The organism is Streptomyces sp. NPDC033174, from assembly GCF_055577795.1.
On the sequence record NZ_JBVIPQ010000014.1, the window covers coordinates 1 to 21,883 of the forward strand.

Annotated in this window: 27 protein-coding genes and 1 pseudogene; 13 read left to right on the plus strand and 15 right to left on the minus strand. The window is 70.6% G+C overall.

Annotation, left to right across the window (positions count from 1 at the left end; translation table 11 throughout):
* Window positions 1–143: 143 nt before the first annotated feature.
* Window positions 144–269: pseudogene (locus ACZ5VC_RS31205) on the minus strand (phosphotyrosine protein phosphatase); the annotation flags it as partial.
* A gap of 73 nt (window positions 270–342) precedes the next feature.
* Entirely contained in the window at window positions 343–1,044 is a 702-nt protein-coding gene (locus ACZ5VC_RS31210; protein ID WP_469123331.1) for a DUF4386 domain-containing protein, read from the minus strand.
* A gap of 121 nt (window positions 1,045–1,165) precedes the next feature.
* Between ACZ5VC_RS31210 and ACZ5VC_RS31215 the strand changes: the two genes are divergently transcribed.
* Entirely contained in the window at window positions 1,166–1,843 is a 678-nt protein-coding gene (locus ACZ5VC_RS31215; protein ID WP_469123332.1) for a TetR/AcrR family transcriptional regulator C-terminal domain-containing protein, read from the plus strand.
* A 98-nt stretch (window positions 1,844–1,941) separates the two neighbouring features.
* Here ACZ5VC_RS31215 and ACZ5VC_RS31220 read toward each other — a convergent pair whose 3' ends face one another.
* Window positions 1,942–2,373, minus strand: coding sequence for a DUF3662 domain-containing protein (locus ACZ5VC_RS31220; protein ID WP_469123432.1), 432 nt, complete (start codon window positions 2,371–2,373; stop codon window positions 1,942–1,944).
* Between the two features lie 147 nt (window positions 2,374–2,520).
* Window positions 2,521–2,718, minus strand: a complete 198-nt coding sequence (locus tag ACZ5VC_RS31225) for a hypothetical protein (protein WP_469123333.1) — start codon at window positions 2,716–2,718, stop codon at window positions 2,521–2,523.
* A 425-nt stretch (window positions 2,719–3,143) separates the two neighbouring features.
* Here ACZ5VC_RS31225 and ACZ5VC_RS31230 point away from each other — a divergent pair, with 425 nt between their 5' ends.
* From ACZ5VC_RS31230 to ACZ5VC_RS31250, 5 genes are all read left to right on the plus strand, one after another.
* Complete coding sequence (locus tag ACZ5VC_RS31230) at window positions 3,144–5,267, plus strand: SpoIIE family protein phosphatase (RefSeq protein ID WP_469123334.1); 2,124 nt, start codon at window positions 3,144–3,146, stop codon at window positions 5,265–5,267.
* A gap of 196 nt (window positions 5,268–5,463) precedes the next feature.
* Complete coding sequence (locus ACZ5VC_RS31235) at window positions 5,464–6,045, plus strand: GNAT family N-acetyltransferase (protein ID WP_469123335.1); 582 nt, start codon at window positions 5,464–5,466, stop codon at window positions 6,043–6,045.
* A 142-nt stretch (window positions 6,046–6,187) separates the two neighbouring features.
* Complete coding sequence (locus tag ACZ5VC_RS31240; protein WP_469123336.1) at window positions 6,188–6,679, plus strand: hypothetical protein; 492 nt, start codon at window positions 6,188–6,190, stop codon at window positions 6,677–6,679.
* 43 nt (window positions 6,680–6,722) lie between these two features.
* Window positions 6,723–7,019 (plus strand): hypothetical protein, encoded by a 297-nt coding sequence (locus tag ACZ5VC_RS31245; protein ID WP_469123337.1) that lies wholly within the window; start codon window positions 6,723–6,725, stop codon window positions 7,017–7,019.
* The gene (locus ACZ5VC_RS31250; protein WP_469123338.1) at window positions 7,016–8,041 is read left to right on the plus strand and encodes an endonuclease/exonuclease/phosphatase family protein; all 1,026 of its coding nucleotides are present in this window, start codon (window positions 7,016–7,018) and stop codon (window positions 8,039–8,041) included. The genes ACZ5VC_RS31245 and ACZ5VC_RS31250 overlap by 4 nt, the downstream gene beginning before the upstream one ends.
* Window positions 8,042–8,072: 31 nt before the next feature.
* On the opposite strand, the gene ACZ5VC_RS31255 is transcribed toward ACZ5VC_RS31250, so the two are convergent.
* From ACZ5VC_RS31255 to ACZ5VC_RS31265, 3 genes are all read right to left on the minus strand, one after another.
* On the minus strand, window positions 8,073–8,693 hold the full coding sequence (locus ACZ5VC_RS31255) for an L-threonylcarbamoyladenylate synthase (RefSeq protein WP_468713203.1): 621 nt from the start codon (window positions 8,691–8,693) through the stop codon (window positions 8,073–8,075).
* A gap of 112 nt (window positions 8,694–8,805) precedes the next feature.
* Window positions 8,806–9,477 (minus strand): maltokinase N-terminal cap-like domain-containing protein, encoded by a 672-nt coding sequence (locus ACZ5VC_RS31260; RefSeq protein ID WP_469123339.1) that lies wholly within the window; start codon window positions 9,475–9,477, stop codon window positions 8,806–8,808.
* Window positions 9,478–9,632: 155 nt separating this feature from the next.
* Window positions 9,633–11,075, minus strand: coding sequence for an FAD-binding oxidoreductase (locus tag ACZ5VC_RS31265; RefSeq protein WP_469123340.1), 1,443 nt, complete (start codon window positions 11,073–11,075; stop codon window positions 9,633–9,635).
* 427 nt (window positions 11,076–11,502) lie between these two features.
* Here ACZ5VC_RS31265 and ACZ5VC_RS31270 point away from each other — a divergent pair, with 427 nt between their 5' ends.
* From ACZ5VC_RS31270 to ACZ5VC_RS31285, 4 genes are all read left to right on the plus strand, one after another.
* On the plus strand, window positions 11,503–11,904 hold the full coding sequence (locus ACZ5VC_RS31270) for a MerR family transcriptional regulator (RefSeq protein ID WP_469123341.1): 402 nt from the start codon (window positions 11,503–11,505) through the stop codon (window positions 11,902–11,904).
* 105 nt (window positions 11,905–12,009) lie between these two features.
* Entirely contained in the window at window positions 12,010–12,579 is a 570-nt protein-coding gene (locus ACZ5VC_RS31275; RefSeq protein ID WP_469123342.1) for a DUF6234 family protein, read from the plus strand.
* 71 nt (window positions 12,580–12,650) lie between these two features.
* Window positions 12,651–13,481: a serine/threonine protein kinase gene (locus tag ACZ5VC_RS31280; RefSeq protein ID WP_469123343.1), complete on the plus strand. Its 831-nt coding sequence runs from the start codon at window positions 12,651–12,653 to the stop codon at window positions 13,479–13,481.
* 240 nt (window positions 13,482–13,721) lie between these two features.
* Window positions 13,722–14,039 (plus strand): hypothetical protein, encoded by a 318-nt coding sequence (locus ACZ5VC_RS31285; protein ID WP_469123344.1) that lies wholly within the window; start codon window positions 13,722–13,724, stop codon window positions 14,037–14,039.
* Between the two features lie 120 nt (window positions 14,040–14,159).
* On the opposite strand, the gene ACZ5VC_RS31290 is transcribed toward ACZ5VC_RS31285, so the two are convergent.
* Complete coding sequence (locus ACZ5VC_RS31290) at window positions 14,160–14,429, minus strand: hypothetical protein (RefSeq protein WP_469123345.1); 270 nt, start codon at window positions 14,427–14,429, stop codon at window positions 14,160–14,162.
* A 226-nt stretch (window positions 14,430–14,655) separates the two neighbouring features.
* Here ACZ5VC_RS31290 and ACZ5VC_RS31295 point away from each other — a divergent pair, with 226 nt between their 5' ends.
* Window positions 14,656–15,015 carry a hypothetical protein gene (locus tag ACZ5VC_RS31295; RefSeq protein ID WP_469123346.1) on the plus strand — a complete coding sequence of 120 codons (360 nt, stop codon included), beginning with the start codon at window positions 14,656–14,658 and terminating at the stop codon, window positions 15,013–15,015.
* 176 nt (window positions 15,016–15,191) lie between these two features.
* Here the strand turns inward: ACZ5VC_RS31295 and ACZ5VC_RS31300 are convergent, their stop codons facing one another.
* Window positions 15,192–15,584: a DUF5997 family protein gene (locus ACZ5VC_RS31300; RefSeq protein ID WP_469123347.1), complete on the minus strand. Its 393-nt coding sequence runs from the start codon at window positions 15,582–15,584 to the stop codon at window positions 15,192–15,194.
* Between the two features lie 58 nt (window positions 15,585–15,642).
* Here ACZ5VC_RS31300 and ACZ5VC_RS31305 point away from each other — a divergent pair, with 58 nt between their 5' ends.
* Window positions 15,643–16,410 (plus strand): LysR family substrate-binding domain-containing protein, encoded by a 768-nt coding sequence (locus ACZ5VC_RS31305; protein ID WP_469123348.1) that lies wholly within the window; start codon window positions 15,643–15,645, stop codon window positions 16,408–16,410.
* A 20-nt stretch (window positions 16,411–16,430) separates the two neighbouring features.
* Here the strand turns inward: ACZ5VC_RS31305 and ACZ5VC_RS31310 are convergent, their stop codons facing one another.
* From ACZ5VC_RS31310 to ACZ5VC_RS31320, 3 genes are all read right to left on the minus strand, one after another.
* Window positions 16,431–16,841, minus strand: a complete 411-nt coding sequence (locus ACZ5VC_RS31310) for an excalibur calcium-binding protein (RefSeq protein ID WP_469123349.1) — start codon at window positions 16,839–16,841, stop codon at window positions 16,431–16,433.
* A gap of 302 nt (window positions 16,842–17,143) precedes the next feature.
* Window positions 17,144–18,736, minus strand: coding sequence for a hypothetical protein (locus tag ACZ5VC_RS31315; RefSeq protein WP_469123433.1), 1,593 nt, complete (start codon window positions 18,734–18,736; stop codon window positions 17,144–17,146).
* Between the two features lie 261 nt (window positions 18,737–18,997).
* Window positions 18,998–19,606 carry a phosphoribosylanthranilate isomerase gene (locus tag ACZ5VC_RS31320; RefSeq protein ID WP_469123350.1) on the minus strand — a complete coding sequence of 203 codons (609 nt, stop codon included), beginning with the start codon at window positions 19,604–19,606 and terminating at the stop codon, window positions 18,998–19,000.
* A gap of 193 nt (window positions 19,607–19,799) precedes the next feature.
* Between ACZ5VC_RS31320 and ACZ5VC_RS31325 the strand changes: the two genes are divergently transcribed.
* Window positions 19,800–20,294: a peptidylprolyl isomerase gene (locus ACZ5VC_RS31325; RefSeq protein WP_468713240.1), complete on the plus strand. Its 495-nt coding sequence runs from the start codon at window positions 19,800–19,802 to the stop codon at window positions 20,292–20,294.
* A 192-nt stretch (window positions 20,295–20,486) separates the two neighbouring features.
* On the opposite strand, the gene ACZ5VC_RS31330 is transcribed toward ACZ5VC_RS31325, so the two are convergent.
* The 3 genes from ACZ5VC_RS31330 to ACZ5VC_RS31340 all read right to left on the minus strand — a co-directional run bounded on the left by ACZ5VC_RS31330 (window position 20,487) and on the right by ACZ5VC_RS31340 (window position 21,844).
* The gene (locus tag ACZ5VC_RS31330) at window positions 20,487–20,738 is read right to left on the minus strand and encodes a hypothetical protein (RefSeq protein ID WP_469123351.1); all 252 of its coding nucleotides are present in this window, start codon (window positions 20,736–20,738) and stop codon (window positions 20,487–20,489) included.
* Window positions 20,739–20,959: 221 nt separating this feature from the next.
* Window positions 20,960–21,223 (minus strand): WhiB family transcriptional regulator, encoded by a 264-nt coding sequence (locus ACZ5VC_RS31335; RefSeq protein ID WP_469123352.1) that lies wholly within the window; start codon window positions 21,221–21,223, stop codon window positions 20,960–20,962.
* Between the two features lie 198 nt (window positions 21,224–21,421).
* Complete coding sequence (locus tag ACZ5VC_RS31340; RefSeq protein WP_469123353.1) at window positions 21,422–21,844, minus strand: hypothetical protein; 423 nt, start codon at window positions 21,842–21,844, stop codon at window positions 21,422–21,424.
* Window positions 21,845–21,883 lie beyond the last annotated feature (39 nt).

The following is a 21,883-nucleotide window of genomic DNA, read 5'->3' on the forward strand; positions in this document are numbered from 1 at the left end:
CCGCGCCAAGGCGCGGGCAGGTACTGCGAACCACGACAGCTGGCAGCGACGCTACACGGAGAAACGGTCCACCACCAGAGAGCAATAAGCCCTGACCACGGTGACGTTGGACAAACCTCCCACGCCACCCGTCGCTTCCCGCCCTCGGGGGCGATCTCCTCGATGAGCCCTTCCACGAGCTTCCTGATCTCGTCGCGGATCGGGCGCACGACGGCGACGCCATGACCGGCTAGGAACCGGTGCGCTCGATCGCCGCCGCGCTCGCCGGGGACGCGGCCGCCGGCGCCTGGACCGCCACCCCGTGGTGCAGTCCGCCGGCGAAGTCAGCCGCCCCCACCCCCTTCAGGCCGCTGCGACCACCCGTCCCGCCATCGGCGCCGGCCCGAACCCCTTGGCGATCAGTCGGATCGCGAGTGTCACCTCCCAGGCGAACACCGGGAGGGCCGCGAGCGATCCCCATGGCGAAAGCTGCGGGTAGAGACCGAACATCACCGCCACCCCCGATGCGGAGATCAGCGCTCCGCCGACCAGGCCGAGGATGGCGAGGGGGCGCGGTGCGAGTCCCGACCTGTACATGAGGTGGGCGAGGAGGAGGGTGTTCGCGCCCAGGACGATGTTGGGGCCGAGGAGGAACGCCCAGTCGTGAACCGCTCCCAACGCGGTGGCGACTGCCGTGACGGCGGTGGCGTCGGTGTCCCCGGCGCCCGCCGTGTCCTGGCGCAGTGTCACCAGCGCCAGGACGCTGATGATGCCCACGACGATGACGGCGGCCTCGAGGAGCCGCCCGCAGACGTAGCCGAGAGCTGTTCCTTCGTTCTGCCGCTTCAGTACGGGGAACAGAGTCACCCCGGTGCCGGCGACGGCGACCGCGAGGAGCACCTCGCACAACGCTCCAAGGATCACCCTGCCGTCGGCGCCGGAGCCGGAGACGTACGCGGCGCTGTCCAGAGCGGGGCCGTAAAGGGCGAGCCCGGCGATCGCGGCTAGTTCTGTCAGCAGGAACAATCCGCCCGCTACGGCGGCGGTCTTTCGCTCCGAGTCCACGTGGACTCCTCTCCATAGAACGAGGTGTACGGCGTACACCTCGCGCCGCTCACGGTAGGTGTACGACGTACACTCGTCAAGAGCGGACATGCTCGACAGCGCATGGCGAGGAGATGACGGGATGACTGAGCGGACGCGGATGCGGACGGTACGCCGGGACCCTCTGAGCAGGGACCGTGTTCTGCGGGCCGCCGTCGCGCTGGCCGACGAGGCCGGGGTCGCGTCGTTGAGCATGCGCAAGCTCGCACAGGAGCTGGGTGTCGTACCCATGGCGCTCTACAAGCACGTCGCCAACAAGGAAGAGCTGCTCGACGGCATGGCGGACGCCGTCGTGGGGGAGATCGATCCGCCGGCCCACGAAACCGATTGGAGGAGTGCGGTACGACAGCGGATCCTGTCGGCGCGCCGAACGTTCCTACGCCACCCCTGGGCTTCGCAGGTCATCACGTCGAGGACGCGTCCGACGCCCGCGCTCCTCGCGTACATGGACTCGATGATCGGCATGTTCCGGGCCGGCGGATTCTCCGCCGATCTCACGCATCACGTCATGCACGCCATGGGCAGCCGCCTGCTGGGGTTCACTCAGGAGCTGTTCGACGACTCGGCTCCCGCCGACCCGGAAGCGCAGGCCGCAATGGTCCGCGAGATAACGGCGACGTACCCGAACATCGCGGAGATGGCGGCGGCGGCACACGACGACGCCTCCGTCGTCGGCCAGGGATGCGACGACCAGGCGGAGTTCGAGTTCGCGCTCGACCTACTGCTGGACGGGTGCGACAGACTCCGGCAGCGCGAGTGAACCGCGACGCCCCCGCGCCGTCCTTGTCCGGCGACACATCACCCACGCAGCCCCACCTCGGGCTGGGTACGGGGGCCCCGCGGCGCACCGGAACCGCATCACAGAAGGGTCGGACCACTGCCGGTGTCGTCGTGAGGGGGCTGGGCAAACGCGTCGGCGCGTACGTTGGGGACGGCGCTGCTCGCCAGGCGATACCGGCCGTTGGGGACATCGGCGGACTTGGTGACATGCACGGCGAGCGGGCCGGCCCACTCGTAACCGTTCCTCTCGGCGTGACGCGCCAGGGTGTCCGTCAACGCTTGGCCCACCCCCGCTTCGTGCTTGGCCAGTTCCTCGTACACGCCTTCGGCGAGCTCGACGTCGTAGGCGTTCGGGACGACGACGCGCGTCTGACTGCATACGACAGCGTGGTCGTCGCACTCCCGCCGCAGCGCGTCGAGCAACTCGACGGGCTCGTTGTGGAAGACCTTCGCCAGGAGCGCGTCCTCCCATTCCTCGACCGCTCGTTCCCATCGGTGCATCATTCCCATGTCGCATCGCTTGCCCGCTCGGCATCGCCCCATGTGTCCGAGCCTGAGCGCGGGTCTCCGAGGCGCCACCCATCGACGCGGGGCGTGTTCTCCGCACGCGCCCTCGTTCTGCTCGGCCTGCTCGGCCTGCTCGGCTGGTTGACCTACTTACCTGGCCTGCTTCGTCTGCTCGCTCTGCTTGGCCTGCCGGGCCGATTCCTGGGCGGTCCGACTGGGGCTGAGCGCGTCCGCCGCCTCGCGGTCGTGCTCGTCCGACTCCCCGTCGTCGAGGCTCAGCTCGGCCTCTTCGAACTCGTGCAGTACCTCGTCGGCGGCCGTCTCGGGCTTGCTCTTCTTGTCGCTCATGATGTGCCTCTCTGCCGGTGGACCGGCGGCCCGGTGACTTTGTCCCACGCCTTCCTCGCGAAACGCCTCCCTACACCCGCCCACCCAGCCGCACAGGCGCACAGGCGCACAGACACCCAGTTCACACAGCCGCGGCGCTGTCAGCGGCGTGCCATCCCCTCCCCGGGGGCGTAACGTCCATTACGTACGTGATGTCCGGCGCGTCGTCATGGGGCTCCGGCGCATCCGCGTGGAGACCGAATGCGCTGCGGCAGACGGAGCGCTGCCGGATGCCCCGGAGGCCTCTGACGCCTGGGGCAGTACCGCCTCGGAGGGTGGAGCCGGCGCCTCGGGCAGCCCTGGTGCGCCGGGCGGCGTCCGTGTGCCGACCGACCCATCGCTCCGTGGGCCGGGCGCAGGTGTCCGGTCGTGGGAGGTGCTGCCTGGTGACCAGCTCGGGTGATGCGGTGCATTCCACCGACGCGGTGGACACCTCGCTGGTGGAGACCGTGCGCCGCACCGGCGCGAGCGTGGGCGCTCTCTACCTGCTCGCTCCCGACGACGAGGTGCTCTGTCTGAGCGTGCTGTGCGGGGCACCGGCGGAGTTCGCCGCCCCCTGGGCGAGGGTGCCTTCGGCCTCGCCGGCCCCGGTGGCCGACGCGATCCGGAAGGACCGCCTGGTCTGGGTGGGCAGTCAGGAGGAACTGGCCCGCTCCTATCCCCGCACCGCCATGGCGCTGCCCTACCCCTGCGCGCTGGCTGCCGCGCCGGTCACAGGAGTCCGGCCGTGGGGATCGCTGCTGCTCATGTGGCCGGCGACCCATCCACCGGAGATGAGCCGCCGGGAGCGCGGCCATGTCACATCCAGCTGTCGACGTCTGGCCCGGCTGCTGGAAGAGGCCGCGGACGCCGGAAACCCACGGGCCGCCTGCGACGAGCCGCACGTACTCCCCGTGGGACGCGGCCGGCCCGTCTCACCGCTGACCATGGCCGCCGACGACTTCGCCGAGCGGCTGCCGGGCGGCTCCTGCGCACTGGACCTGGAAGGACGCATCAGCTTCCTCACCAACGGCGCAGCCGAGCTGCTGGGCCGTAGCGCCGATCAACTGCTGGGAACGCTGCCCTGGCAGTCGTTGCCGTGGCTCGACGACCCCACCTACGAGGACCGCTACCGGGCGGCGGTGATCAGCCGCCAGCCTGTGTCGTTCAGCGCCTGCCGTCCGCCCGACCGGTGGCTGGACTTCCATCTCTACCCGGACGCCAGCGGCATCAGCGTCCGCATCGTGCCCACGGGCGGCGCGCAGGCACCACCCTCCCCCGCGCCTCCCATGTCCATGACCACGGCCACACCGGCACGGGCGGGCCAGCTCTACCAGCTCATGCACCTGGCCGCCGCCCTGACCGAGGTCGTCGGCGTCCAGGACGTCGTCGACCTGGTGGCGGACCAGATCATGCCCGCGTTCGGCGCCGAGGGACTCGTCCTGTCCACCGCCGAGGCAGGCCGGCTCAAGATCACCGGGCATCGCGGCTACCCCGCCGAGGCCATCGAGCGCCTGGACGGCCTGCCGCTCGACACGACCTTCACCCCCGCCGGGCAGGCCCTGGCGACCGGCATTCCGTCGTTCTTCGCCCGCCCGGAGGAAATGCAGCGGATCTACCCCGAGGCTCCCCTGATCAGCGGCAAGAAGGCGTGGGCCTTCCTGCCCCTGATCATTTCCGGGCGTCCAGTCGGCTGCTGCGTCCTGACGTACGACCATCTCCATACGTTCTCCGCCGAGGAGCGCGCGGTCATGACCTCGCTCGCCGGGCTCATCGCCCAGGCCCTCGACCGTGCCCGTCTGTACGACACGAAACTCGAACTGGCCCACGGCCTCCAGCAGGCACTGCTGCCGCACACTCTGCCCACGGTCTCCGGCCTGAGGGTCGCCGCCCGCTATCTGCCCGCCACACACGGCATGGACATCGGCGGCGACTTCTACGACCTGATCCGACTCGGCGCCACCTCCGCCGCGGCCGTCATCGGCGACGTCCAGGGCCACAACGTGGCCGCCGCCGCCCTGATGGGACAGGTACGCACCGCCATCCACGCCCACGCCACCCTCGGCGCGCCCCCGGACCAGGTCCTCTCCCTCGCCAATCGCCTTCTCATCGAACTCGACCCCGGCCTATTCACCAGCTGTCTCTACGCCCACCTCGACCTTGCCGAACGACGGGTCCTGCTCGCCAGCGCGGGCCACCCGCCGCCCCTTGTACGCGCCCCCCACCGCTCCACGCGTCCCCTCGATGTGACACCCGGCCCGCTGCTGGGCATCGACCCGGACGCCACCTACCCCATCACGGAGATCCCGCTCAGCGACGAGTTGATGCTCCTCCTCTACACCGACGGCCTCGTCGAAACCCCTGGCGTCGACCTCGACGACGCCATCGGGCAGCTCGCCGACCACCTCGAACACGCCGACGACCGGGACCTGGACCTCCTGATCGACACCCTTCTCGAAAAGCTCCGCCCCACCCGGCAACGCACCGACGACATCGCCATCCTCGTGCTGCAGAGCAGCACCGATCACTAGGTGACGGCCACAGACCCAGCCCCCTGTAGCCGCCCGGTGGACTGTCACGGATTGGCGGCCGGGCTACATCAAGCGCCTGCCCGAGCGGCTTCCGATGCTGGGGTGAGCCGCTCCCCGTGTCGTCCGGTGCTCGGTCGGGCACCCTGCGATTGAAAGGAGTTGTCGCCCTCAGCCGGCCTGCGAGATCATCCGGCGCATGGAACAACCTGCCGAAAGCCTCAGCTTCGACCGGGTCGCCCTGCGCCGGTGGCGGGTGAGCGATCTCGATGTCCTGGAACGGGTGATCCACGAATCCCTGGACCATCTGGTGCCGTGGATGCCGTGGGCAGCGGACACCGGCCGACAGCGCACCTCCGACTTCCTCGCCCGGAGCCAGGAGGAGTGGGACACAGGGCAGGCCTTCTGCTATGCGATCACCTCGGACAGCGCGGTGATCGGCAGTTGTGGCCTCTTTCGCCGCATCGGCGCGGGCGGCCTCGACTTGGGCTACTGGCTCCACCCCCGTTGGGCGGGTCGGGGTCTGGCCACGATGGCCGCGGCGGCTCTTGTCGACCAGGGCCTCCGGCTGGCGGGCATAGACCGCATCGAGATCCACCACGATGCCGCCAACCTCGCCAGCGGAGCCGTCGCCCTGCGCCTGGGATTCACCGAAGTTGAGCGCATACGGGTGCCGGAAGGGCCTACGGCTCCTGGTGAAGTGGGGATTGACGTGATCCGGCGGATGACGGCCGACCAGTGGAAGGCAAGGACAGCCGAGCACGCGCAACAATCGAGCTGACCTTTTCTGCCCTGCCCTCTCACGCCTGTTCTCTCGCTCCTGCCCTCTCGCGCCTGTTCTCCAGTAATGCCGTGTCACCCATGCTGGTGGTGAGGGCGCGTGCTGGTGGAGCACGGTGCGGATCATGGGGCACGGTGAGCCCATGCACCGCACCTTTGCCGCCGTCCTCGTCCTGACCCTCGCCATCGGCTCGGCCGGCTGTGTCTCCGTCAATCGGACCGGCAGCCGGCCGCACACCGAAATGAGCCCTGCCGTGGTCGGTTCGGCGTCCCCGCTGCCCGAGGCTCCGGCATTGAAGCCCGCACCGGCGCGTGAGGAGCTCGGTATGTCCGGGCCGGTGGACCGGCGCGCGAGCGTGCCCCAGGGAAAGGCGCCGGAGGACCGGCCGGAGCGGGGGCGAGAGCGGCGGGCACAGCATTCGGTGCCGGAGGTTCCCGCGCGCAGGCGTGCCCCCCGGCGCGCGGCCGCGCAGCATTCCAAGGCGAAGCCGAAGCCGGCGCGCAAGCAGAGCCGCTGGGCCGAGAAGCGGCGGACGGAATTCGACCCCTCGGTGGTGTGCGACTGGTCCGCCGGTGCGGGACTGGACCCTGCTCTCACGGCCGGCTGTCGGCAGCAGTTCACCCGTCATCGGTGACTGAGCCGTGTGAAGTGTCAGTGTCACGTATGACACTGGCTCCATGGCAAAACATCCTCGGGTCGAGTGCCCGGTGTGCCGCGGGGTCTACGCGGGCGTGCCCACGAGCGCGCTCGGCGTGGTATCCGTGCACGATCACAAGCGGACCGCGCGCGCCCTGGTGCTCTGCGAAGGAAGCATGGCCAGGGTGCCGGCGATCGATGCCACCGCATATCAGGACGAGCTGCCGAACGTACGCGGCTCCGGCTCCGGTTCCAGCTCCGGCACCTCCGGGGCGGGGGTGATCGCCCTGTTCGATGTGGGAGACGATGCCGAAGCGGAGCATGGCCAAGACCGATGAAGCAGGCAGACGGTGGTGCGATGCCGACGGTACGGAGCGGGACACGTCGCTGGATCCCGCTCCGCCAGGGGACTCCGACCAGTGAAAGGCGACGGCTGCCGGGCGAAGAGCGGGGACGCGTTCTCGCCGGGCTCGCCGGGCTGCTCGCGTCTCTGCTGGCCTTTCATTCCACGGTGCCCAACACGGTCGGCCGTCCCGGCAGTTTCCTGGAGACGTTCCTTCCGTGGCTCGGACTGCTCATACCCGTACTGCTGGGATTGGCGCTGCTCCGCCGCTCGGCCGTCGCGTCGTTCGCGCTGCTGCTTCCCGTCGCTGCCTGGCTGAGCCTGTTCGGCGGCCTGATGCTCTCCGGTCAGGATCAGGAGCATGACATCGTCGCGGTTCAGCACAACGTCAGCGACGAGAACCCGGATCCGACAGGCACGGCGAGGGCCCTGGCGAAGACCGGGGCCGACCTCATCGCGCTGGAAGAGCTGACGCCCTCCGCACTCCCGGCGTTCGCGGCGGTCCTCGCAGAGGACCATCCGCACCATGTGACAGTAGGCACCGTCGGGCTCTGGTCGACATATCCGCTGACAGCCGTACGCCCGGTGGATATCAGGCCGGCGGGGGTGGGGAACGACTGGAATCGCGGGCTGCGGGCAACGGCCCGGACACCTCAGGGGGATGTCGCCGTCTACGTGGCTCATCTGCCGTCGGTGCGGCTCGGCCTGTCGCGCGGCTTCAATTCCGTCCGGCGGGACGAGAGCGCCGCGCTCCTCGGCACGGCGATCGCGGCGGAGCGAGTGAACAGGGTGATTCTGCTCGGTGATCTCAACAGCACGGTCGACGACCGTGCGCTGGCTCCCGTCAGCTCGCAGATGACCGTTCCGGGCCCAGGATTCGGATTCAGCTGGCCCGCGGCGCTGCCCGTCGCACGGATCGACCAGATCATGACCCGGTCGGCGACCGTCACCCGCGTGTGGTCGCTACCGGCGACGGGCAGCGACCACTTGCCCATCGCGGCTCACATCACGTTCTAGCGCTGCCTGGCGGCCGGCGGCCGCGTCGCGGTCACTCGAAGCGCGACGAGTCGCCCGCCCCCCTGCGTACGATCTCCGCCTCACCGCTGGAGAAGTCGATGACCGTGGTCGGCTCGGTGCCGCAGTCGCCCGAGTCGAGGACGGCGTCCACCGTGTGGTCGAGCCGCTCCTTGATCTCCCAGCCCTGCGTCAGCGGCTCCTCCTCGTCGGGCAGGAGCAGCGTGCTGGAGAGGAGGGGCTCACCGAGGGCGGCGAGCAGGGCCTGAGCGACGCCGTGGTCGGGGATACGGACTCCGACCGTCTTCTTCTTCGGGTGCAACAGCTGGCGCGGCACCTCCTTCGTCGCGGGGAGGATGAAGGTGTAACTCCCGGGCGTGGCCGCCTTGATCGCGCGGAAGACGTCGTTGTCGATGTGGACGAACTGCCCCAGCTGCGCGAAGTTCTGGCACACCAGGGTGAAGTGGTGACGGTCGTCGAGGTTCCGGATCGACCGGATGCGGTTGAGGCCGTCACGATTGCCCAGCTGACAGCCCAGCGCGTAGCAGGAGTCCGTGGGGTAGGCGACGAGCGCGCCGGAGCGGATGCTGTCAGCGACGGTGGTGATGGTGCGCTGCTGAGGATTCTCGGGGTGCACGTCGAAGTACTTAGCCATCCGCCGAGACTACGGGACGGGACGCTCCCGCCCGTGGGACCGGGACGGCGCCGCCGTGCACGGTGCGCCGTCGTCGTGGCCGCCCCGGGCGATCCGAGGCGACCGACGTGGCTCAGCGGCTGAGCACGGTGCCGGGGTGCAAGACGGCGAAGATCCCCCTGTCGCGGGTGCCGTCCGGCGTGCGCCAGGAGCCGGTGACGTGGCCGATCGCTCCCCGCGGAGGGAGAAAGGGTCCGTCCGGGGCGGGCCGCAGGACCCGGTGCAGGCGGAGGGTCGTGCCATCCGGCGCAGTCAATTCGGTGCCCTCTGGATCATCGATCGCACCGGCGGTGAAGTCCGCGGGGATGGGCCCTTCGCCGGTGTAGGCACCGATGACGTCCCGGTCGGGGACATCGCTGATGCTCTGGTCCTGGGCCTGCGCCCGGCCCTCCATCAGGGCCGGCAACTGGGCGACCAGGACGGGGTCGTGACACCCGTCGTAGGCCCAGCGCCGTCCCAGCACACCGTGCTCCATGGTGCCCACGAGAGCGCCTTCCGCCCCCTCGAGCGGAGCACCCCGATATGTGAGGGGCACCAGGTACGTGATCAGGCGAGGACCGGAGGCATCGGTGACCACGATGAACTCGATCCCGACCTCGCCCTGGGGGTCGTCCAGCCGGAAGCCGCCGGCCTTCGCCAACTCCGGCGCGGCCGCGCCACCGTCGTACCACGGCCGGGAGGGCAGCCAGGAGCTCAGCAGTTCCAGCTTGGTCGGCTTGAGGACGGTGTGGTGGATGACGGCCATGCCGGAGGACCTCTTTCCTTGAGCGGAGGCGAACCGTCACACCTTCGCATCTGCGCGGCGCCGATGGAGCGGCGTTCCAGTGGACAGGATCCAGGGAGCAGGACCTGCGAGCCGAGCCGTGATGACGGGCGGACATTGCTTGATACGGCACCAGTTCACGGGGCCGGCTCTACGGGCGGCGTCGGCTGGATGTTCTGGTTGAGGCGGAAGACGTTGCCCGGGTCGTAGTGGCGCTTCAGCGCGCGCAGCCGCTCCAGCTTCTCCGGCCCGTAGGCCTGGCGGATCCGCTGTTCGCCCTCGTCCATCAGGAAGTTGACGTACACGCCCGCGTGATACGGCTGCAGGTCGGTCCAGAACTCCCGGACCCAGCGGCGCTCCTCATCGAAGCCGTCGGCCGTCAGACAGGTCCCGTTGATGTTGATGGTGTGCCCGACGCCGCGCCCGCTGAAGGCGGTCTCGTCCTCGCCGACCCGGGCGGCGGCCCCGCCCAGGTGGAAGATCGGGAACGCGTTGTACGGCGACGTCATCCGCAAGGCGTGGTCCGCGGTGATGTCGATGACCTCGTCGCTGAGGCGCTCCACGTCACAGCTGCGGAAGTAGTACCACCGGCCGTGCGGGAAGGACGGGTCGAACATCGCCTGGTGTGCCTCGAAGGGCTTGGGCGCGCACAGGTCGAGCAGCGGTCGGCCGAACGACCTCATCGGCCGCATGACCTCCTCCCCCGCCGCCACGTCCCCGGCGTAGCAGCCGGCCACGATGACGACCGGCCTGCCGTGCAGCGCCTCCGGGATGACCGGGAGCGGCGGGGCCTTGCGGTGGATCACGATCGTCATGAGCTCGTCGGGGACCTGGGTGATCCATTCCCGGTAGAAGCGCAGCACGTCGGGCGAGTCCTCCATCGGCCACAGGATCGGTCCGGCGAGGACGACGGGACCGACGGGGTTGAGCCGGAAGGTGAACTCCGTGACGATGCCGAAGTTGCTGCCCGCCCCGCGCACTCCCCAGAAGAGTTCCGGGTTGTGCTTCTCGTCGGCCCTGACGAACTCTCCGTCCGCGGTGACCATGTCCACCGACAGCAGCTGGTCGATGGTGAGCCCGTACTTGCGGGTCAGCCAGCCGATACCGCCCCCGAGGGTGAGCCCGGCCAGCCCGGTGTGCGTCACGATCCCCGCGGGCACGGCCATGCCGAAGTGCTGGGTCTCGTGGTCCAGCTCGCCGAGGAGAACGCCCGCCTGAGCCCTGACCGTACGGGCCTCCGGGTCGGCCCGTATGCCCTTCATCGCCGACAGGTCGATGACGACCCCGCCGTCGCAGACCGACTGCCCGGGGAAGCTGTGCCCGCCGCTGCGCACGGCGACCGGCAGGCCGGTACTGATCGCACACCGGAGTGCCGCCGCGATGTCGGCGACGCCGGTGCAGCGCGCGATCAGGGCGGGGTACCGGTCGATCGAGCCGTTCCAGATCCGCCGGTGATCGTCGTACGTGGGATCGCCGGGCCGCACCAGGTCGCCCCGGAAGGAAAGCGCCAGCTCACGGACTGCGGAATCGTCCAGTCCGGCTGCCGCCGCAGATGTGGAGGCGTATGCGGAGGCATTCATGGGCTGCTCCTCGCCGCGCGGGCCCCGTTCACAGTCTTCCACCGCGCGGGTGGACCGGCCAGTGTTCCGGGCGCCGCCCGGAACACCGGGTCGGCGGGCTGCCGCCTGGACCGCCCCGGGGCTACGGATCCCGGCGCGCTCTCCCCGCTGGGCCCTCGCCTACCTCAGGGGCCGGATGCTGCCGGCACCGGCCGGCCCGACCTCCTGCGTACGCAACGGACGGTTCGCACCCGGCGCCACGTCCGCCCCATCCTTCTCCCAGGGCCCCAACTGGCCTGCTCCTCGTGCCGGTACGGTGGATCCCGGACGCTCCTGACAAGGAGTCACCGGCTCCCGGCTCCCGGTGGGGGACGGCAGGTGGCGGACGGCGTCGGGGAGAGCGGCGTCCGGGAGAGCGGCGAACGTCGGAGACAAGGCGAGGTGGCGGATGCGAATCGGGGAGCTGGCCCAGCGCACTGGGGTGAGCGAGCGTTCGCTGCGCTACTACGAGATGCAGGGACTGCTCGCGTCCGACCGCACTCCCGGTGGCCACCGCGACTACGGCGACTGGGCGGTCGACCGGGTCATCCGCATCCAGGCCCTCTACGCGGCAGGACTGCACAGCAAGAAGATCGCGCAGCTGCTCCCCTGCATGCGGGACGCGGACGGCGGCCCGTCCGCGATCGCCACCCAGCGGCTGGTGGACGATCTCACCACGGAGCGGGACCGCATCGATCGCATGATCAACGATCTGCTCCGCTCCCGGGACGTCCTGGACGAGGTGATCGACGCGGCCTCGATCGCGCACGACGAAGCCGCGGCCCCGCGCGAACGCTCGGTTCGCGTGTGATCGTGGAGTCGGGACATCCGCTGGCCGGTCCCGGGCCGGGGACGGCTTGATCTCGATTCGGCCAACAGCGGGGCGCCACCCGGACTCCCGTACGAATGTACGACCGTGATCCCCTATCCCGGTTCCGGCCCACCGCCACCGGCGGAGAGCCGGCGGCCCCGCCCGCCGTCTGACACCCGAGGCGACACACTCTCCGGTGGCTGCCTCGGCGTCCTGCTCGTCATACTCGAGATCCCGGCCGCCTTGCTGCTCACTCTGCAGCTGGGAGTGCGCGGCATGGCCAGGATGAACGAGTACTCCGGCCCCGAGGCGCGCACCGGACCTCCGCCGATGGACTGGGTACCGGTTTACTGGCTGGGCGGCTTCACACTGACCCTTCTCGCGCTCGCCGTGATCCTCCTGCGTTCGCAGCATCCGTTCGCGGGATCGGTCCAGTTGCTGTTCGCGGCGATCGCGCTGTTCGTCACGGTTGCCGCCTGGCACGAGGCACACACACTCGCCCATCCGTCCCCGCTCCCACCGTGCCCGACGCGGGCCGGCGTGCCGTGTGCGCCCGACACCCTCCCGCCAACCTCGCCCTCACCATCGTCCTCGTCCTCGGACGACCCGGGCCGCACCGGGCATCAGTGCCGCAGCGGCGGAGACAGCGACGAATGCGCGGACAGCGGACGCTGAGCCTCTCCGTCCACCCCCTCTTTCAGCCGCCCAGGCCCCACTCCCCCGCCGGACGGTGACACGATGCCTCCATGGACTCCCACCCCCTGCTGGACATCGATGCGATCACCGACGTGGAGCCGTATCTCCGCACTGTCGGAGAGGTGTTCAAGGCGTTTCGTGACCAGGACTCCGGGTGCGTGTCGTACGGTGTGCGGCTCCCGGACGGTGAGCGGTGGTTCGTCAAGGAGGCCGTGACGGAGGACGCCCGAAGGTCTCTGGAGCGCGGGTGGGCCTTCCATCAGGCCGTGAGGCATCCCGTTGTCGTCCCGCAGGTCCACCGGATCTCCGTGCGCGACAGATGGGCCGTGGTCATGCCATGGCACGAGGGTGAAGTGCTGTACCACCCCACGGTCCGTGGCGCGGGAGACCGCGTCGGTGCGGCAAGCGCGATGGCACGGTTTCGAGCTCTGCCGCTCGCGCGAGTACTGCGTGCCTTCGACCAGATCCTGAGCGCGCACCTCGCCGTGGAGGATGCGGGCCATGTCGCTGTCGACTTCTACGACGGCGCGCTGCTCTACGACTTCTCCCGAGACCAGCTGCGTCTGGTGGACCTCGACGAGTACCGGCCGGGCCCCTTCACCCTGAACGACGAGCGGCTGCCGGGGTCCCGGCGGTTCATGGCACCCGAGGAGTTCCGTCGCGGGGCCGTCATCGACACGCGCACCACCGTGTTCACCCTCGGCCGCGCGGCACGGCTGCTGCTGGACGCCGGCGACCAGGAGCGTGCCTGGAGAGGCAACCCGGGTCAGCTCGGCGTACTGGAGCGGGCGACCCGTACCGCTCCCGGACAACGGTTCACCACCGTCCGCGAGCTCGCCTCGGCGTGGGAGGCCGCCGCCGGCCCCACGCCGGAGTCGTAGGCCGGCGTCAGTGCCGGGCCCCAGTACTGGACCTGAGTGCCGGGCGTCCGGGCGTCAGTGAACGGTGAATGCAGCTGATCAGGCGCGGATGGGCGTCGCTCTCCGCCAGTCGTCGCCAAGGCCGGTCCGCCGCTTCGCGCGCGGGTTCCCGCCCGTACCTGACTCCCTGCCGGTTGGTCACCGCCACCTCGCCTGCGCCGGTGGGCGTGTCCCCGGACGGACAGAATCGTTTGGGCAGGCATGGCCACGACGCATCGCACCTCCCCGCGCCCGGCCCGGCACCGGGCGCCGGACGGCGCTGTCGCCGGGCGGGTCCCACGCCAGACGAACAGTGCCGTCGGCAAAGCCGGCGGTGCGCCGCTCTTCGAGAAGCTCGCCCAGGAGTGGGCGGCCCGTGGCGCCACCGTGCCCGGGGCGCCGGACCCGCTCTGGCAGCGGCTGATTTCGTACGAGCACCTTCAGCGCGAGACCGCGGCCACTCTCCGCACCCTCCACCTGCGCGGCACGGAGGCCGGACCGCCACCGACCGAGATCGCCCTGCGCCGACGACCGGGGTGAGCCGCCCGCTCCCCTGTCCTGCGGTGCGCAGACACACCGGCCGTGCCTGCTCCTGCGGCCACGCCGAGATACCGCCCCGCGGCCGTCCGCACACGGCGCGGGCCGACGAGGCCGGGTGACTTACGGCATGTCCCCGCCCCAGTCCCACCGCTCGGGGGCCGACGGGCGCGGTTCGTACAGGGTCCGCCCGCCGGGTCCGAACCGGCCTATCTCGGTGGTCAGAGCCGCGCCTTCGCTCAGTTGCTCCGGCGTCCAGCCGGTGACGTCCAGGAGCAGGCCGTCGAGCGGGCCGCCCACCAGTTCGCGGTAGGTGTGTCCGGGCTGCGGTCCCGGGTCGGGATCGTCGTGGTCGGCTCCGTAGACCCGGCCACGCATGATCTGCTCATCCATGCCCGCAAGCATCCCAGCCACCACTGACAATGCGCCGAGCGCGGCCTCCACGGGCCGAGTACGGCGGCGAGGGCTGCAGTCCTGGCGGCGGAGCGGGATGTCCGCTGGTGCCGGACGATTACGGTTGTCCCGTAGCGCTGCTGAAGCGACATCAGCAGCGCTCATCAACACGTAGATCACCGGAAATGCCGGGACCGAGGGTCGCACGGCAGGAGATGGAGACCCCATGGACGCCCAGCAGCGTTTCGAGCGGATCACCGCGTTCATCGAGGACCGGCTGCGCCCGCTCTTCGACCCCGAGACCGGGAGCGATCACGGCTTCGGGATGGACGACACCTCGCGCGCTCTGCGCGCACTGCTCAACACGGTGAGGGCCGCGGCGGCGGTCAAGGGGATCATCGCGCAGCGCGAGACGGCCGACGAGGCCATGCGCAACATCATCGACCAGGCGCTGGAGCAGAACTGGGACGTGCTGCGCGGGATCGCCCGGAACTGGGAGGACCACCCGGACTTCATCCGCGAGTTCAAGCGTCACGCATGGGAACTCGACGAGGCCGCCGCCGCCCCGGCCACCGCCGAGGGCTGACCGCCCCGCGCGTCCCCCAGCGGCCTCTCTTCCGGAGCTACGGAACCCCGGAACTCCGGAGGTACGGGAGGCCGCGGAGGCCGCCCGCGCCGGCCGCGAGCTTCGATGTGCTGCTCGCCCTCTTCCCGCGCGAGGCGGGCGGGCAGCGCCGCTTTCTCCCGCCGACGGGGTCCCGGTCAGCGCCCTTGGGCGTCCCGCTCCGCCTTCTTCTCCTTGATGCGGACCGCTTCCTTCCGGACCTCGGCCTGGGTGGCGCGTTCCTTCTGCAGCCACTCGGGAGATTCGCTCTTCAGCTCTTCGATCTGCTCCGTGGTGAGCGGCTCGGTCACGCCTCCGCGCGCGAGTCCCGCGATGGAGATGCCCAGCTTCGCCGCGACCACCGGCCGGGGGTGCGGGCCATTGCGTCGCAGTTCCAGCAGCCACTCGGGGGGATCGGCCTGGAGCGTGTTCAGCTCGGTGCGCGAGACGACACCCTCCTGGAACTCGGCGGGGGTGGCCTCGAGGTACACACCCAGCTTCTTCGCCGCGGTCGCGGGCTTCATCGTCTGGGTGGTCTTGTGCGACGTCATGGTGTCAAGAGTATCGAGCGTGTGCGCTACCTCTGACCACGGCCGGTAACCTGGCCGGGTGACAGGCTCGGAAGTACCCCCTTCGTTCCGGCTCGCCTATGTCCCAGGCGTGACGCCCACCAAATGGGTGCGGATCTGGAACGAGCGGCTGCCCGACGTCCCGCTGACCCTCGTCGCGGTGCCCGCCGCCGAGGCACCGGGCCTGCTGCGGGACGGCGGCGCCGACGCCGGTTTCGTACGGCTGCCGATCGACAGGACGGACCTCAGCGCGATCCCGCTCTACACCGAGACGACGGTCGTGGTGATCCCGAAGGACCACCTCGTGGCCGCGGTCGACGAGGTGTCCGCCGAGGATCTGTCCGACGACATCGTCCTGCACCCCCTCGACAACACCCTCGACTGGGAGCAGCTGCCGGGCCGGCCCGCGATCGAGCGCCCGGCCACGACGGCGGACGCCATCGAGCTGGTGGCGGCAGGAGTGGGGGTACTGATCGTCCCGCAGTCCCTCGCCCGCCTGCACCACCGCAAGGACCTCACCTACCGGCCGGTGTCGGGCGCTCCCGAGTCGCGCGTCGCGCTGTCGTGGCCGGAGGACGGGACCACCGACCTGGTGGAGGAATTCATCGGGATCGTCCGCGGCCGGACCGTCAACAGCTCCCGCGGCCGTCGGCCGGCGACCACCCCGGCGGAGCCGAAGCCCAAGCGCGCCTCGACAGCCGGTGGGGGCCGGAAGCCGGCCCCCGGCAGGTCGACCGGCAAGAACCCCCGAGGCGGTTCCGGCGGTTCGAAGGGCACGAAGCGCGGCAAACCGCGCCGGCGGACGTAGCACGCCGGCGCGGAGCCCGGTCAGCCGCGCCGGCGGCGGGTTGTGGCCGCGTAGCCGATCGTCAGGGCGGCGCCGCCGAGGGTGAGGGTGAGGCCGAGGTAGGTGTCGAAGGTGCTGGGACCCGCCCACCCGCCGAAGCCGCCGGAGACTCCTCGGGTCGGAAGAGTGGTCGGCCGGGTGGGGGTGATCGGCTGAGGGAAAGTGCCGCTGTTTCGTCTGGGCAGGACCTCGCAGGCGATGCCGTCGTCCGGCCCCTGGTCCTCGTCGAGCCGGTGTGGATCGCTCGGATCCCTGTTGAACTCTGCCTGGGCGTCTTCCTGGAAGGTGAAGTCACGGCAGTCGAGATCGTTCTGTGCGTACGCGCCCCCCGCCGCCGGCACCACAGACGCGACGGCGAGAACTATGCCGGCCACAGCGATACGGCAGTTCATAGGACCTCCTCGCGGCCTACGGCCTGACGGCCTTCGGCTCGACGATAGGAAGGGCCACGCTCCACGGCGAGCGGCGGTGAGCCGAACGGGGCGACCGGCGGACGAACCAGAAGGCCGCGGCACCCGGCTGTTCCTGGACCACGAGGGCTTCGACCCCGACAGCCCCCTCCCGCCGAAGGCTCGCGCCAACGTGGGTGGCGGCTGACGCTCTCATGTGGCGCGGTCCCTGGAGGCGGTACTCGACCCGATCTGGCGGCTCCTGCCCCGCGCGGTCCGTGGCGCGTCCCCTGGTACCGCCTCGCTCACTGTGGCAGAGGGAGGGGGCGGGGCAGGTAGGGGGCGGAGAGTCGGTAGCGGCCCGCCTTCGGGACGGTGAGACGGGACCAGGGCCCCTCGCGGGTCACGGTCGCGCCGCCACCCGCCCGCAGCCACGGGGAATACCGTACGCGGACCGTCACCGGACTCGGCTCGTCCACCTGGATCACCAGCGAGGCGGCTGTCGAACGGACCACCCGGGCCGGGCCCTTGACCAGGGGAACCGGGCGGGCGACGGCGAAGATGGTCCAGTGTCCGTCGCGCCAGAGGGGCTTCAGATAGGGCGGGCCGGCTCGGACGAGCGCCGCCTCCGCGGTGGCCGGGCCGTCCGGGATTCCCGCCTGGAGGACGACATGGCTGACGGCCCAATGGTCGAGCCAGGCGCGGTAGGTGCTCGCGCTGAACGTGCCGTCGTAGAACAACCTGCCCCGCTCCACGTCCAGTTGGCGGTTCCACCCGCGTGCCAGATGGAACCGTCGCCCCAGCAGCCACGCCTCACGATGGTCGCGGGCGGGCACCACCTCGATGCGTGAGCGGTCGGCTCCCAGCCGCAGCAGTTGGCCGGTCACCTCGTGCGTGTGCGCCGCCCGGGCCGGTACGGGAACCGAGTGCCGCAGGTCGTCGGCGCTCTTGCCCAGGACCCACAGGGAGGCGGCGAGGGCGGCCGCGGTCAGCACGGCCGCCCGGGTACGCGGACGGCGCTGTCGCGGCGCCCCCGCCAGACGTGCGGCCAGCAGGACGGGCGGCCCCGCGATCAGGGCGAGCCGTTCGACGTTCGATCCGATCGGTGAGGTGATCAGGAGGGTGAGCAGGATGCCGATGCCGTAGAAGGCCGCGCCCGCCCGCACCAGGCCCCAGGCGCGCGGCGCGGCCCAAGCCGTCGCGACGCACATGAGCAGGGGCATCGCCGCGGTGCGTGCGGTCATGGGCTGCTCTCCCCAGTACGGGAACGCGCAGGCGACCAGCAGTTGGACGAGGGCGACCGGAGCGAGGAGCGTGATCGCTGCGCGCCTGTGCCGCAGGAGCAGATGCGCGGCTCCAGCGACCAGCAGGAAGAGGCCGGCCATGGGACTGGCCGCCGCGGCCAGGGCGGCGACGGCGGCTCCCACCGCCGGGCGGTGGGCCTGGTGGCACGCCCAGCACGCGACCGCCACACCGACCGCGAACGTCGTACGGCCGGAGGCGATGTCACACCACAATGTCACCGCCGCCAGCAAGGCCGTCCACAGCGGCGCGGTCACCCCAGGCAGTCGGCACAGCAGCGCGGACAGCGCCCAGGTGGCCCCGAGACCCGCGGCGACCGAAACGGCCCGCACCCCGCCGAACGCCATCAGATGCGGGGTGATCAGGCTGTAGTTGGCCGGGTGCACGCCGCCGTACCAGGAGAGGTTGTACGCCGATCCCGGGTACTGTCCGGCGAAGTCGGCCCACGCCACCTGAGCTGCCAGATCACCCGCCGGCGTCGCCAGCCACAGCGCCCACACCGCGTACAGCGGCACCGCGGCGGCCGTCACCAGCAGCGGTACCCGGGCCCCGGTCGTGGACGGGCGGACGACGGCGGGCGAGACGCCTGGCGACATGAGCACGGCTGGACTGTAGGGCAGCGCCCCGCGTCGGACGCCTGCCTGCGGGCGGGCGCGCCGCGTGGCCGGATTTCTCCCTCGCGCGTGCGCCGTCCGCGCGCGACTCCATGCCGCCGGGTGTCCTCGGCGCACAGCGGCCAGGCCTGGCGGACTCGCTCCGCGTGTGACCCTGGACAGCGTCGGCGGTGGCGGTGGCGGTGGCGTCGGCGGTGGCCGGGCCGAGGCCGGGTTCGCTCCGCCGCCCCCGCCGTAGGGCTCCTAGGCCCCGCGAGCGGCCTCGATGAACGCCGTGATCAGCGCTGGGCTCTTGACGCCCCGGCTGACTTCGATGCCACTGGAGACGTCCACGCCCCACGGGCGCGTGGCGCGTACGGCCCCCGCCACATTGCGCGGATCGAGCCCCCCGGCCAGCAGCCACGCCTGACCCGCCTCGGGCAGCCGCTTCCCCGACCGGTCCCACACTTCGCCCGCGCCCGGCACCGGCGCGTCGAGCAGCAGGATGTCCTCGCCTCGCTCCCCGTGGCGCGGCACTTCGCCCCGGACGGAGGCGCCCCGGATCAGGGTCCGCCCGTCCGGGCGCAGGGCGTCGTAATAGGCGAGGTCCTCGTCACCGTGCAGTTGCACGGCGCGCACGCCGCTCGCGTCCAGCAGGTCCCGTACGTCCTCCAGCGGCTGGTCGCGAAAGACCCCGACCGTCATGATCCCTTCCGGGACGCGGCCGGCCAGCCTGCGCGCGGTGGCGGCGTCGACGCGGCGCGGGCTCTCGGCGAAGACGAAACCGATGGCGTCAGCGCCCGCCTCGACGGCGGTGTCGACGTCCCTCTCGGTCCGCAGACCACAGACTTTGATGAACAAGGGGTGGTCCACGTGCGCTGCTCCCGTTCCTGGCTCTGCCGACCGCGTTCACCGACACGCTAGTACCTCCGCGCTGTGCGGAGGCGTCGCCGTAGGGGGTCCTGAGCAGGGAAGAGGCAGACGAGGAGGGCCGTCCGGGCATGGTTTTCGCACGTGGAGTGACCCTTGTGCGCAGTCCAGTGACCGAAGGTGTCAGGATGAAGCCATGAGTAACGTGTTCTTCGACATCACCATCAACGACGAGCCGGCCGGCCGGATCGTCTTCCAGCTGTTCGACGACGTGGTCCCCAAGACCGCGAAGAACTTCCGCGAGCTCGCCACCGGTGAGCACGGCTACGGCTACGAGGGCTCCGGCTTCCACCGCGTCATCCCGGACTTCATGCTCCAGGGTGGTGACTTCACCAACCACAACGGCACCGGCGGCAAGAGCATCTACGGCGAGAAGTTCCCGGACGAGAACTTCCAGCTGAAGCACACCAAGCCGGGTCAGCTGTCGATGGCGAACGCGGGCCCGAACACCAACGGCTCGCAGTTCTTCATCACGACGATCGTCACCGACTGGCTCGACGGCAAGCACGTCGTCTTCGGCGAGGTCGTCGAGGGCATGGACGTCGTCAAGAAGATCGAGGGCCTGGGCTCCCGCACCGGCGCCACCAAGGCCGACATCAAGATCGCGAAGTCCGGCGTCGTCGACGCCTGATCGCCGCCCTTCTTGCTGAACCGCGTCAGCCGCCTTCCGTCCGGCCGGTCCGGGCGGAGGGCGGCTGCACGGCAGGCACTCCGGTGTTCAGGACTCTCCGGTCCTTCAGGACTCGCCACCGTTTCAGGATTCGGTGTCTCAGGATTCTTCGGTCGTTCAGGGTTCTTCGGTCGTTCAGGGTTCTTCGGTGGGTCAGGGTTCTTCGGTGTTCCTGAGCTGTTCGAGCGACATGCTCACGATGTACTCCGCCTCGTGAGCGGCCCGGGACATGCCGGGTACGAGAAAGCCGTCGCCGGCACTCGCGGCCCCGGCCTCGGGGGTCTCCGCTACTCGATCTCTCCACTGCTTCGCCAACTCCTCCTGTCGGGGTGCGCTCTCCTGCTCGACGCGCGCGCGGCTCTCCGGTGAGAGGGCGTTCAGGAAGTCGCTCAGAGCCTCGGTCATGGCTTCAACGGATCCGTTCGTCCCGGGCGCTCGCATGCTGCTCGCCTGTTGCCTGGAGATACCCGCCGACAGGCGGCACGGGGCCAGGAGCAACGGAATCCACCCGGATGCGAAACCCGGCGTACGGGCTCGCACCACAGCTCACACCCATGGACCAAGGTCCGGACGTCCGCGCCGAGGGGCGCGGCCAGGTCGGCCGGGCGGCGTGAGGCCGCCGCTGCCTAGGCGGACCGGCGGCGGGCGATGCGGCGCTTGAGCGCGCGGCGTTCGTTCTCGTCCAGGCCACCCCAGACACCGGTGTCCTGGCCCGTCTCCATGGCCCAGGACAGGCACTGCTCCCTCACGGGGCAACGCCGCCGGCACACGGCCTTGGCCTCGGCGGCTTGCAGCAGCGCGGGGCCCGAGCTGCCGATGGGAAAGAAGAGATCCGGGTCCTCGTCCAGGCAGGCGGCCTCGTGCCGCCAGTCCTGTCGCCATTCCGTCATGAGTCGGCAATCCTTCCTCTGCGGTGTGGTGGGGACCGCCCCGCGGCATCGGCGGGGGCATTCTCTTCGGCTGACCGTCACAGCCAGGTCCAAACACCAAAGTCCGCTTCGGGAAGCAACTTTGAGACGCGGGCCCGCGTCACGTCGTCGTGTCGAGGGTGCGGATACGGACGACTGCCGTCCCCTCGTGGGCGGATTTCAGCCGGTCGGCCGGGGCGCCGGGACGGCCGCCACGGTCACCGTGCCGTCGGGCAGGCACTCGATCAGGACGCCCCCGGAGAGCGGGTAGAGCCAGAACCCCGGCTGGACGTCCTGGATCTCCCGCGCGTGGCGAACCAGTACGCCGGCGGGCAGGACCACTGTGGGGACGACGAAGTTGCTCCAGAAGACGGCGACGAGATCTGCCCGGGCGACGTACGGGGCGAGCAGCTCGGCGGCCACGGCGGCCCAGGCCTCGTCGTCGGCGCACCATCGCTGGTCCACAAACGGCGCGGCGCTCCAGTCCAGCTCGCAGCTGTTCCGCACCGGGAACCGGTTCAGGCTCATCGCCTCGAGCCGGCGGCTGTCGGCATGGTCGAGCAGGAGAACGTCGTCGGCCGCCCCCTCCTGACGGTCGCTCATGAAGCGCGGCAGGTAATCGGAGCGGCTTCCGTAGCCATG